The sequence below is a fragment of the Winslowiella iniecta genome (assembly GCF_001267535.1).
Taxonomy (GTDB): Bacteria; Pseudomonadota; Gammaproteobacteria; order Enterobacterales; family Enterobacteriaceae; genus Erwinia; species Erwinia iniecta.
This window is the reverse complement of sequence record NZ_JRXE01000027.1, coordinates 68,513-79,725: the sequence shown is the minus strand read 5'-3', so window position 1 is coordinate 79,725 and position 11,213 is coordinate 68,513. Positions and strand designations below refer to the sequence as shown.

The window sequence follows — 11,213 nt, the reverse complement described above, 5'->3', positions numbered from 1 at the left end:
GGATAGAGCGCGTCGGTGATAAAATTAATGGCGACAAAAATCAGCGCGGCGGTCAGTACCACGCCCTGTACTACCGGGATATCCTGTGCCGACACCGCCCCCTCAGCCAGTCTCCCCAGCCCCTGACGCGAAAAGATGGTTTCGGTAATCACCGAGCCGGCCAGCAGATGACCAAAAATCATGCCGGTCAAGGTCAGTAACGGGATGGCCGCATTCGGCAGCACATGCTGCCACAGCAGATGGGCGGTACCCGCGCCTTTCAGGCGCAGCGCATCGATAAACGGCCGACGCCACACGTCCGACAGTGAACGGTTCATCACTTGCGCAATCATCGCCGCAGTGGGAATGGTCAGCGCCAGCGTCGGCAATACCAGCGATTGCCAGCCCACATTGCCCATTGCCGGAAACCAGGCGTGATTAAAGGAAAACAGCTGTAACAGCAACAGACCCAGCCAGAACATCGGTAGGGCGGCACCCAGCGAAGGTAACGCCAGCAGCGCCGACTTTATCCGTCCAGGCGGCAATACACTCACACCCGCCGCCAGCCCTCCGCCAATCACCAGCGCACTGATCAGAGCACTAAAGGCCAGCAACAGCGTGGCGGGCAGCGCCTGAGCGATTAAATACGTGACGTTGTCACCGCTGACTATCGATCGCCCCAGATCCAGATGTAATACCTTCCACAGTGCCAGCCCATACTGCTGCCAGATCGGCAAATCAAGATGATACTGCGCCCGCAGCGCCGCCACCTGCGCCACGTCCACCGTACTCTGCTCTCCCTGATTCAGCATGATGGTGATCGGGTCTGAAGGTAAGATATACAGAATCAGAAACGTCAGGCTCCAGGTCGCCCATAACACCGCTGCGCCCTGCAATACACGCCACAGCAGCAGTGACCAACGCTGGCGCAAACGCCGGGTAATCAGGATCGAGGCATCGGCCATCGTATTACTCCTTCGCTGAAAGCCAGGTGTCATACAGCTGGAATCGGGATGAGGCATCGAAATGGAAACCCTGCACCTGCTGTCCGGTGGCAATCACCGTCGCCAGTTCCACCAGCGGAATCGCATTGCCTTCGGCGATCAGCAGATCAGCGGCCTCAGTCACATATTTCTGCCGCTGCGCGCTGTCGAGCGTTTCGCTCGACTGCAACAACAGTCGATCAACCTCTGACGGCTGGCGGCGGTTAACATTACGGCCGCTGGCATCAAATACCGTGCGTAATACATCGGGATCGGAGCGCGTCAGATTATAAAAATCGACCGTCAGATTGCCACTGGCCTGCCGCGCGACCACCTGGCCGATCGGCGCTTTCTCCAGTTGCAAATCAATACCCACCTTTTTCACCTGCTGCTGTACCAGTTCTATAAACGGGGCGTTCTGCCAGTAGCTGATACGGAAACTGAGGCGCTGGCCATCTTTGCTGCGGATACCATCGGCAGCGCGCTTCCAGCCGTTATCCTCCAGCAGCTTTTCCGCCGCCTGCGGGTCGTATTTCAGCGCACTGCTGCGGTCCTGATACAACGGCGTGGTCTTTGCCAGTACCGACGTCGCGGATGCCTGATAGCGTGATAACACCGGTTTCAGCGCCGGACGATCGATAGCCAGATTCAGCGCCTGGCGCACCGGCTGCGATGCCATCAGCGGCGTTGAATGGTTCGGAAACAGACTGTAAACCAGCCCCGGATTGGTACGGGCCAGCAGCTTAATCTTTTTCGCCAGCAGCAGCGACTCATCCTGCGGCGTTACACCGACATTGACATCCAGCTGCCCCGAAATCAGGCTGCCGAAACGCACGCCACTCTCCGGGATCACCCGATACTCTACCGCATCGAGATAGCTTTCTCCCTGATGGGCAGCCAGTGACGACGGCCATTGATAGCCGTCGCGCCGCACCAGCTCTGTTTTCTGGTTATGCACAAACTGCTTCAGCACAAACGGGCCGGTGCCAGTCAGCGAACCCTGACAGCGCGCCTCCGCCGTCGCCTTTACCGTGGCCGGGGAAAAGAATCCCAGACTCATGGTGGAGGTGGCCTGCAAAAACTGCGCATTGGGCTGATCAAAGGTCACCACCACGGTGTGTTCGTCCGGAGTTTCGATCTGCTTCAGCCCCTTCAGATAAGTTGACGCCAGCGATGCCCGCGCCCCCAACTTCACGATCGCCTCGAAATTGTCTTTTACCGACTGCGCGCTAAAGGTGCTGCCATCGCTAAAACTGACGCCATCGCGCAGCGTAAAGGTAAAACGGCGGTTATCATCATCAACCTGCCATTGGGTCGCCAGCCACGGCACAATCTCGCCACTTTTACTGTCCTGATCGGTCAGGGAATCTGTCAGCTGGCGGCCAATATTCAGTGAATTATTATTTCCCGCCTGCTGCGGGTCGAGGCAGTTCGGATCGGTATCAATGGCGATCAACAGCTTACCACCACGCTGCGGCGCATCCGGGGCTTTGCTCGCCTCGGTGCTGCTGCTTGCCGCCTGATCGCAACCCACCAGCGACCCTGCAATAAGCAAAGCCAGTGCGGCTTTACTGAAAAAATTTTGCTGAAACATATTCCGTCCTGAGTATTTTATTTGGCGAACAACGCGGCTTCGAGGTGCTGTTGTTGAGGCTGCTGTGTATAGCGATTAGCTTTAAACGGAATGTTAAGACGCTCGCGCAGCGTTGCGGCGGAGGAAGGCTGCCAGTAACCGCGTGCTTTAAGGATCGGTAATACATAGCGGGTAATATCATCCAGCGCTTCCACCAGTACCGGTCCGGTGATAATAAAGCCGGTCGCGCCGCCCTCTTCAACCCAGCGAATAAAGGTTTCTGCCACCTGCCCGGGGGTGCCAAAAAACTCACCGCGTGGCAATGTGGTTTCATAGGCAACCTGACGCAGGCTCAGCTGATGTTCTTTCGCCCGCTGCTTAATACTGTCGGTGGTGGATCGGAAGGTGTTTTGCCCCAGATCGCCGAGTTCCGGGAACGGGCCGTCGAGCGGATACTGGCTAAAATCATGGTGATCGAAGAAACGGCCAAGGTAGGCCAGCGCATCATCCACCGACAGCAACGACAACAGCTGCTGATACCTGGCTTCGGCTTCTTCCGGCGTTTTGCCGACGATCGGCGTGATGCCGGGAAAAATTCCCACTGCGTCGCGACCGTGACTCGCCACTTCCGCCTGCAATTTATCGGCATATTCCCGCGCTTCATCCAGCGTGCGGGCATTGGTAAATACCGCATCAGCAGATTTACCGGCAAGCGCAATGCCGGTATCCGAAGCGCCGGCCTGGAAAATAACCGGCTGTCCCTGCGGTGAACGCTGGATATTCAGCGGCCCTTCTACCGAGAAAAATGTCCCCTGATGATTCAGCTTATGCAGCTTTGCAGCATCAAAAAATACGCCGCTGTCGCGGTCGCGAATAAAGGCGTCATCTTCCCAGGAGTCCCACAGCCCCTGCACCACGTTAATGTACTCTTCCGCAATTTGATAACGCAGCGCGTGATCCGGATGCTGTTTACCAAAGTTACGCGAGGAGCCCGCCAGCGGAGACGTGACCACATTCCAGCCTGCACGTCCGCCACTGATATTATCCAGCGTCGCCAGCTGACGAGCGACGGTAAAGGGATCGCTGTAGGAGGTGGAAATGGTGCCGGCCAGCCCGATACGTTCGGTTACCGCCGCCAGCGCCGACAGCAACGCTACCGGTTCAAAACGATTCAGGAAATGTGGCAGGGATTTCTCATTAATATGCAGCCCGTCGGCGACAAACAAGAAATCAAACCCGGCTTGCTCCGCGCGTTGCGCCAGCTCGGTGAAATAACGGAAATTAACACTGGCATCAGCCGGCGGCTGAGGATGTCGCCAGGCATTCATATGGCTGCCTGCGCCGTGCAGCATCAGCCCGAGCTTAATATTATGGGAAGGGTTGCTCATTCTCTCTCCTTATTACTGGCCAGCCAGCAATACGCGACAGGATAAATTATTCCGATTTATCGGTGGATTAACTCATCAGATAACAGGCTGATTCACACCGGGTTTTCTGATGGTTCTGTCACAGGAGAATTTCATATAACCCGCCGCAGGCTAAATATGAATATCGTCTTAGTATTTTCGCAGAAGTACTAATCTGGCAGGTGAAGGGGAAAACCATGCTTCAGCCGTAACGCGCCGGATAACACCCGTTCCGTTACGGCCAGTAAAATCATGCTCCGGTTGCGCTGCTTAACGCTTTATGCTCAGCGGGCAAGTCAAAATAGTGGTTAACGCGCTCCTTTTGATAAACCACCACTATTGATGCCAGCATAAGCGAAGCGGCCAGAAACAGATGGGAAATAAATCGCCAGTAAAACAGCCGCATTTTTAACCAGGGAAAGTATTTAACGTTAATAATCGGTTCTCTTTCCTGATCCTCGCAGAGAAAGGCGGTTTCCATTATGCACACTGCGGACAGCATCAAAAATATCAGGCTGACACCGATATAATGATTGTTCAGTTTCTCGGCCAGATCCCAGAGTACGGCGCTGAGCGGGAAAATGGCGAATCCCAGCGGATAAAACTGGTTAATAAATCGATAACCTGACTGTTCAAATGCCTTAAAACGATCGCGGATACTATAAATTGCGACTATTGTTGCCATGGTGAAATTCAGCACAATATGCGCCATATCAATATCTTCGCTGGTGATAGCAGGAAAGAACCACGGAAGAAAACGCAGGGTGATATACAATAAAAACCAGACAAAAAAACAGAAAACACTGAGTACCGCTGAACTGAACCATATTGAAGCTTTAATCATGCCTGACTCTTTCCCTTTTATTTGATGCGGTACGGTTTAATTGGATACTGGACAACATTTCATGCCGAAAATTTTAGCATTACTTCGCCGTTTTTTGCTGCCGTGGTACTGAGCGCGCCTCCGGCTGGCGCGTACCGGTAATTCCTGGCATCACCTCTTTCATTAACTCAAGAAATTTGCGCAGGCGCGCCGGATAATAACTGGCGTAGGGATAAAGCAGATAGATCGGCAACGGTGCCGCCTGCCATTGCGGTAGTAACTGCTGCAATTCCCCTTGCGCCAGATCCTCCTTGACCAGCCAGGCAGAAACCATCGCGGCACCGAGACCGTTTAGCGCCGCTTTACGCACCGCATACAGGCTGTCGGTGCTTATTCGCGGGGCGATGGCAAAGTGATACGCCTGATTATTATCAATATGGTTGAGCGTTACTTCATTGCGATAAAAACTGTTCAGTGCCAGCCACGGCAACTGTGCCAGATCGGCCACCTCAGTCATGGCCGGAAACTGCGCCAGTAGTGCGGGTGAAGCCACGACGATGCGCGGAACCTCCGCCAGCAACACCGCCACCACCGCCGGATCGCTGACTGGCCCAACATGAATCGCGCAATCAATGCCTTCAACAATAAAGTCCGGCGAATGATCGTTAAGCGTCCATTCAACGCTGGTCTGCGGGTAGCGACGCAGATAGTCACCCAGCGGGCCGATTAACTGATCCTGACCAAAGGCGTGCGGTGCCCGTACCCGTAAGATACCGACCGGCTCATCCCGCACCACGCTGATGTCATCTTCCATACTCTGCCAGTTTTCAATCAGTTGCTGAGCATGTCGGTAGCAGCGCTCACCGTCATCCGTCAGCTTCATGGTATGGGTGGTGCGCTGGATTAATTTCACCCCAAGCAGCTGCTCCAGCGTTTGCAGACGTCGGCTGATGGTTGGTTGTGAGGTGGTCATTTGCATCGCTGCTGCCGAAAGACTGCCGCTCTCAACAATTCGCACAAAGGTGTGCAGCAGGGATATACGATCACCAGAAGAAGATAAGTTTTTGTTCATACGCTATAGGTATAACAGTTTTACCCCGACGGGGGCTACAGTTTGCCGGGGATAACGATAAAAATAGCCGCACATTCACTTTGCCCGGAGCGCTCTGATGAGCCAGGTAATAACCGATTCGCCCCACGCCGACAGCGCCCTGTCGACCAAAACTGTCTTTCTGCTGGCCGCCGGTGCCGGGCTGAGCGTCGCCTCAATCTATTACAGCCAGCCGATGCTGGGGATTATGGGGAAAACCTTTAATACCAGCGTCGGTGACAGCGGTATGGTGCCGACGCTGACGCAAATCGGTTATGCGCTGGGTATTCTGCTATTGGCCCCACTGGGCGACCGCCATGACCGTCGGCGCATCATTCTGATTAAAGGCCTGTTGCTGGCGATAACCCTGCTGCTGTGTGCATTTTCCAGCTCTTTCCCGCTGCTGCTGTTGAGCAGCCTGGCCATCGGCCTGACTGCCACTGTGGCGCAGGATATTATCCCGGCCGCCGCCACGCTCTCATCCGATCGCAGCCGGGGTAAAACCGTCGGCATGGTGATGACCGGCTTGCTGGCCGGCATTCTGCTTTCGCGGGTGGTTAGCGGCTTTATGGCTGAATATCTCGGCTGGCGCAGCGTCTACTTTATGGCGGCTGGTGGCGTATTGATCGTTATTACCGCGGTATGGCGCGTACTGCCTGCATTTACCCCACAGACGGCATTAAGTTATCCGGCACTGCTGCGTTCTTTAGCGAAATTATGGCTGGAGCACCCGGCTCTGCGCCACGCCGCGCTGGCACAGGGACTGCTGTCGATTGCTTTCAGTGCATTCTGGTCAACGCTGGCGATTATGTTGTCAGAACGTTATCAGCTGGGCAGCGCCGTGGCCGGTGCCTTTGGTCTGGCGGGCGCCGCTGGTGCGCTGGCCGCGCCACTGGCCGGGATGCTGGCCGATCGTCACGGCCCGAATTATGTCACTAAAGCCGGTGCCGCGATTGTGGTGGCCTCATTTTCCCTGATGTTTTTGTTACCGTTACTGCCGCTACCGGCCCAGCTGGCGCTGATTGTCGTCAGTGCAGTCGGGTTTGACCTCGGAATTCAGGCGACGCTGGTCGCACATCAGACGATTATTTATGCGATTAACCCGGCCGCCCGCAGCCGCCTGAATGCGATCTTATTTACTATGGTGTTTATCGGAATGGCCAGCGGCGCGGCACTCGGCAGCAAAGCGCTGGAAAGCTTTGGCTGGCCGGGCGTGGTGGCTCTGGCAACCCTCACCGCCACCGCGGGACTGCTGATCCGCCTGCTGGCACGCACCGCTAAGTCATGAGACTTGCACCCAATGTTGAGGCGTGATTTTATTGAGGTTTACGGCATCGTCAGGGTCAGCCAACCGTGTCTCTTCAGTCTTCAGAGTGGTTCAGCCATAAAGGTATCGAATGTTCGCGGGTAAAAGCCGCGAACGATGCTTTTCCGCGTCATCTGCATGATGAATATGTTATCAGCGCCAATCTGAGCGGTAGCGAAGAGATCTGGCTGGATGGCAAAACCGCCAGCGTCAGTGCGGGTCAGGTCACGGTGTATAACCCTACGTCGGTTCAGGCTTCAAAATTTGGCGGCGACAGTGTTGAATTTGTCAGTATTCATCTGTCTCAGTCACTGCTCAGCAGCATCGCCAGCCAGCAGAATCTGCGCAGCAGCAATGCCGCACCGATACTGTATGACGGCGTACTGAACAACCCTGAACTGCATCAGGCCATCTGCCGGTTTGCCCTGACTGCCCGGCATGGCGACCCTCAGTGGCAGCAACAGGATTTAATCGTGTTATGCGGCGAACTGCTGGACCCGCACAGCGAGCACGATAAGGCGGATCAGCCGGCGATCAATGCGGTGAAAGCCTGGATGCACGACAGCTTAACCGTCAAACCGCAGCTGGATATGCTGGCACAGGTCAGCGGCCTGAGTAAATATCACCTGGTGCGACGCTTCAGTCAGCAGGTCGGCATGCCGCCGTTACAATATCATATGCAACTACGCCTGCACCGCGCCCGCGATATGCTGCGTAAAAACGTCGCGCCACTGGAGGTTGCGATGCTGCTGGGCTTTTACGACCAGAGCCATTTTATTAACGCCTTTCGAAAAGTGATGGGGACCACGCCCCAACACTATGCGCGTCAGTGTCGGTTCAGCGCAGAATAAACTCCCGGTAACCTGAAACGATAACGTAACCCGCGAAGTAGGTGAAGATCAGCGCCGAAGCGATATAAGAGTAACGCAGCAGACGCGCACCCAGCAGCTTTCCGCCAAAGCTGCCCACCAGGCAGACGATGCCAGTCCAGAATACCCCGGCAAGAAAAAATCCGCTGAGAAACCATGACGATGCCGCCACGCCGCTGTTCCCCATCCGGGAAATCAGCGCGCCACCTACCGTGGCAAACCATAAGATGGCGCTCGGCGAGGACATCGCCAGCATCACACCGCGGCCAAACTCGCGCAGTAACGGACGAGGTCGCTGATTTCCCGCCAGCGGTATTTGCTGCGCCTGGCGCCAGGCAGCCAGCAGCATCTTCACGGCAAACACGGACAGCATCGCCCCGCCACCGATCCACAGTACCCAGCGCACTGCCTCAAACTGCAACAGGATAGTCATACCGGCCAGCGCCAGCAGTGCATAGACCAGATCGCCAATACAGGTGCCCATTCCCAGCCAGAAGCCGTGAAAATAACCGCGCTGCATCGCCAGGGTAATCATCGCAATATTGGCGATACCGATATCCAGACACAGCGACAGGCTGAGCAGAAAACCATTAGAAAACGGCATCATACCGACGTACCCCGCCAGATAACCCGTATAGCTGAGTTTAACATTTCTTCCTCCTCACAAGGTAAACAGGCGTTTACTACACCAGTTAACACGCGGGCAGTATTGGAAAGAATTGCGCAGTGAAGGTTTTATGTCGTTAACACTTTCGTCAGAGGCGAATGGTCATCTGTACAGCGGCATATGAATAGCATAGTATTTCTGCGATAATATAATCTGGAGAGTGCTGTTCATGAAGAAAGTGATTTTTTCGGCGTTGATCGCCACATCTGCGTTATTTTTATCCGCCTGTTCACCGGATGAAGATAATAAAGTCAAAGTTGCGATTAATACCGGGCCGGATGAGGCAATCTGGCAGGTGGTTCAGAAAGTAGCGAAAGATAAGTATAACTTAGATCTCGACGTTATTTCCTTTAATGATTATGTTCTGCCTAATGAAGCATTAAGAAATAAAGACGTCGATGCCAATGCCTTCCAGAGCCTGCCTTATCTGGAAGATCAGACCAAAGAGCGCGGTTACAAATTTGCTATCGTCAGCAAAACCTTTATTTTCCCTATCGCAGCTTACTCGCATAAAATCAAAAACATCAATGAGTTACAAAACGGCGCCACGATAACCCTCTCCAATGAAGCGACCACGCTGGGACGCAGCTTATTGCTGTTACAGGCGCAGGGCTTAATTAAGCTGAAAGACGATGTGGGTTATCTGCCAACCACGCTGGATATTACTGCCAACCCGAAAAATCTGAAGCTGGTTGAGGTGGATACGCCACAGTTAACCCGTACTCTGGACGATCCAAACGTTTCCTTATCGATTATTAATACTAACTTCTCAGCCCAGGCAGGTTTATCGGCGGTACGCGACGGCTTATTTATGGAAGATAAGGCTTCACCTTATGTTAATGCGCTGGTGGCCCGTGAAGATAATAAAGACAGTGAGAAAGTTCAGAAGCTGAAAGAGGCTTTCCAGTCACAACAAGTCGCCGATAAAGCGCAGGAAGTGTATAAAGGCGACGCCATCAAAGCCTGGTAATCTGACTGAAACATCGTTGGCGAGCCGTTTTCGGCTCCCGTTCAGTGCAAAACCCTGGCCGGGGCGGCGAGAATACCGCCCCGGCGAAAGACAGGTATTAACCGAGAATTAATCGCACCACCTGATTAATTTCATCAATCACTTCATCCCGCGTCTGCAACGGGGTTATAAACATCAGCGTGTCGGCATAGCCATTGACCAGCGCAGCCAGCTGGCGAGCGGCGCGGGCAGCATCAACTGGCCTAAACACCCCGAGCTGAATGCCGTCAAGGATCGCTTTCTCCATCAGCCGATCCCACGCCTGAATCAGTTCTGCCGTCAGTCGCGAATACTCCTTATCCTGGCCCGCCAAACGCCAGACATCCATATACAGCACCCATGTCGCATCCATGCTGACCGGTAAATACTGGGCAATAAGCCGATCCAGCGCTTGTTGCGGTGGCATGTTTTCCACTTCACGCGCCATCTCGTTGAGCTCGGCATACATAAAATGAGAACAGGCGGCAAGGCGCAGCGCTTGCCAGTTCTTAAAATAGTGATAAATATGACTGCGGGATATGCCCATTAAATCAGTCAGTTCACGCGTAGTAACGTTTTCCACCCCTTTCTCGATAAATAATTTGATCGCCCCGTCCAGCAGGCCATCTCTGAGGTTTGCGGTCGTCTCACGCTTCAAGCTTTCTCTCCTGCATTAACCTGCTGCAACTGCTCAGACAGATTCAATTTAACTCCCCCTGTTTCACACCTCAGGAAGGGCGTTCAGCGCTCGTCCAGCGCTGAAATGTCCTCACTGGCGCGATTAAGAATAGCGATGATTTTCTCCAGCGTCTGTTCACTGGCGCTTTCGCGGTTCACCTTTTGATCCAGCACCGCTTTGATATTATCCAGCGCCAGTTTCATCGCCGGGTTTTTTCGCAAACCATGGCCGACAATACGGGCATTAATACGCTGTTTGATCTGCTCTAACTGCGTGCTCTGCTCATCAAGCCAGAAACGGCCATTATCCGTGATGGCGATATCTTTCCTTCCCTGCTCTCCGTGACTGACGCGGATAAAGTTCTGCTGCTGCAAATAGTCGAGCGTCGGATAAATCACCCCGGCACTGGGGACGTAGTGGCCCAGCGTCAGGGATTCAATTTCCTTAATCAACTCATAACCATGACTGGCACTGCGGCTGAGGATATCCAGCACCACCAGCCGCAAATCGCCGTGGGCAAAAAACCGCTGACGGGAATGATGTGACATAGGATCTGACCTCTTCTGACTCGACATGCGCTGATGGCGGCTATTGTGCACGGTGACGTGGCGATGTTCAAAGCAGGTTAAATGTAACTCTCTGTAACGCAAGCCATCTGTGAAAGCTGGAGAGTTAATAATGCGTTTCGTTCTCATTTGCTGCACTGTTTTGCTACATTAAGTGAGCAGCATAATAGCAGAATCCGATATATCGAAACCCTTCCTTTGAAACATGATGTAACCTATGGTTTCATCTGAACATTAGTTTTAGATATATCGTATTTCGAGTTTCCAGAGCGATCAGCTCCCTT

11 protein-coding genes are annotated in these 11,213 nt (G+C 53.8%); 3 read left to right on the top strand and 8 right to left on the bottom strand.

What is annotated here, in order from left to right:
• From NG42_RS17530 to NG42_RS17510, 5 genes are all read right to left on the bottom strand, one after another.
• Positions 1–944, bottom strand: a 944-nt coding sequence (locus NG42_RS17530; protein ID WP_053116371.1) for an ABC transporter permease, incomplete at its 3' end; no start/stop codon positions are given.
• Between the two features lie 4 nt (positions 945–948).
• Positions 949–2,556, bottom strand: coding sequence for an ABC transporter substrate-binding protein (locus NG42_RS17525; protein ID WP_052901506.1), 1,608 nt, complete (start codon positions 2,554–2,556; stop codon positions 949–951).
• 17 nt (positions 2,557–2,573) lie between these two features.
• Positions 2,574–3,923, bottom strand: a complete 1,350-nt coding sequence (locus NG42_RS17520) for an LLM class flavin-dependent oxidoreductase (protein WP_052901504.1) — start codon at positions 3,921–3,923, stop codon at positions 2,574–2,576.
• A 268-nt stretch (positions 3,924–4,191) separates the two neighbouring features.
• Complete coding sequence (locus tag NG42_RS17515) at positions 4,192–4,785, bottom strand: hypothetical protein (RefSeq protein ID WP_052901502.1); 594 nt, start codon at positions 4,783–4,785, stop codon at positions 4,192–4,194.
• A gap of 79 nt (positions 4,786–4,864) precedes the next feature.
• Positions 4,865–5,836: a LysR family transcriptional regulator gene (locus tag NG42_RS17510; protein ID WP_052901500.1), complete on the bottom strand. Its 972-nt coding sequence runs from the start codon at positions 5,834–5,836 to the stop codon at positions 4,865–4,867.
• Positions 5,837–5,933: 97 nt separating this feature from the next.
• On the opposite strand from NG42_RS17510, the gene NG42_RS17505 reads away from it, so the two are divergent.
• On the top strand, positions 5,934–7,142 hold the full coding sequence (locus NG42_RS17505) for an MFS transporter (RefSeq protein WP_052901497.1): 1,209 nt from the start codon (positions 5,934–5,936) through the stop codon (positions 7,140–7,142).
• Between the two features lie 65 nt (positions 7,143–7,207).
• Positions 7,208–8,011: an AraC family transcriptional regulator gene (locus NG42_RS17500; RefSeq protein WP_052901495.1), complete on the top strand. Its 804-nt coding sequence runs from the start codon at positions 7,208–7,210 to the stop codon at positions 8,009–8,011.
• Here NG42_RS17500 and NG42_RS17495 read toward each other — a convergent pair.
• The gene (locus NG42_RS17495) at positions 7,998–8,636 is read right to left on the bottom strand and encodes a LysE family translocator (protein ID WP_052901492.1); all 639 of its coding nucleotides are present in this window, start codon (positions 8,634–8,636) and stop codon (positions 7,998–8,000) included. The genes NG42_RS17500 and NG42_RS17495 overlap by 14 nt on opposite strands.
• Before the next feature lie 229 nt (positions 8,637–8,865).
• On the opposite strand from NG42_RS17495, the gene NG42_RS17490 reads away from it, so the two are divergent.
• Complete coding sequence (locus NG42_RS17490) at positions 8,866–9,666, top strand: MetQ/NlpA family ABC transporter substrate-binding protein (RefSeq protein WP_052901489.1); 801 nt, start codon at positions 8,866–8,868, stop codon at positions 9,664–9,666.
• Positions 9,667–9,763: 97 nt separating this feature from the next.
• Here NG42_RS17490 and NG42_RS17485 read toward each other — a convergent pair whose 3' ends face one another.
• Together NG42_RS17485 and NG42_RS17480 are read right to left on the bottom strand one after the other, a co-directional pair.
• Positions 9,764–10,342 carry a TetR/AcrR family transcriptional regulator gene (locus NG42_RS17485; protein ID WP_052901486.1) on the bottom strand — a complete coding sequence of 193 codons (579 nt, stop codon included), beginning with the start codon at positions 10,340–10,342 and terminating at the stop codon, positions 9,764–9,766.
• An 83-nt stretch (positions 10,343–10,425) separates the two neighbouring features.
• Positions 10,426–10,911 carry a PadR family transcriptional regulator gene (locus NG42_RS17480; protein ID WP_052901483.1) on the bottom strand — a complete coding sequence of 162 codons (486 nt, stop codon included), beginning with the start codon at positions 10,909–10,911 and terminating at the stop codon, positions 10,426–10,428.
• Positions 10,912–11,213 lie beyond the last annotated feature (302 nt).

Bases quoted from the DNA above. Each gene is read 5' to 3' on its own strand.
- NG42_RS17525 (WP_052901506.1), bottom strand. From the start codon at position 2,556: ATGTTTCAGCAAAATTTTTTCAGTAAAGCCGCACTGGCTTTGCTTATT.
- NG42_RS17520 (WP_052901504.1), bottom strand. From the start codon at position 3,923: ATGAGCAACCCTTCCCATAATATTAAGCTCGGGCTGATGCTGCACGGC.
- NG42_RS17515 (WP_052901502.1), bottom strand. From the start codon at position 4,785: ATGATTAAAGCTTCAATATGGTTCAGTTCAGCGGTACTCAGTGTTTTC.
- NG42_RS17510 (WP_052901500.1), bottom strand. From the start codon at position 5,836: ATGAACAAAAACTTATCTTCTTCTGGTGATCGTATATCCCTGCTGCAC.
- NG42_RS17505 (WP_052901497.1), top strand. From the start codon at position 5,934: ATGAGCCAGGTAATAACCGATTCGCCCCACGCCGACAGCGCCCTGTCG.
- NG42_RS17495 (WP_052901492.1), bottom strand. From the start codon at position 8,636: ATGATGCCGTTTTCTAATGGTTTTCTGCTCAGCCTGTCGCTGTGTCTG.
- NG42_RS17490 (WP_052901489.1), top strand. From the start codon at position 8,866: ATGAAGAAAGTGATTTTTTCGGCGTTGATCGCCACATCTGCGTTATTT.
- NG42_RS17480 (WP_052901483.1), bottom strand. From the start codon at position 10,911: ATGTCACATCATTCCCGTCAGCGGTTTTTTGCCCACGGCGATTTGCGG.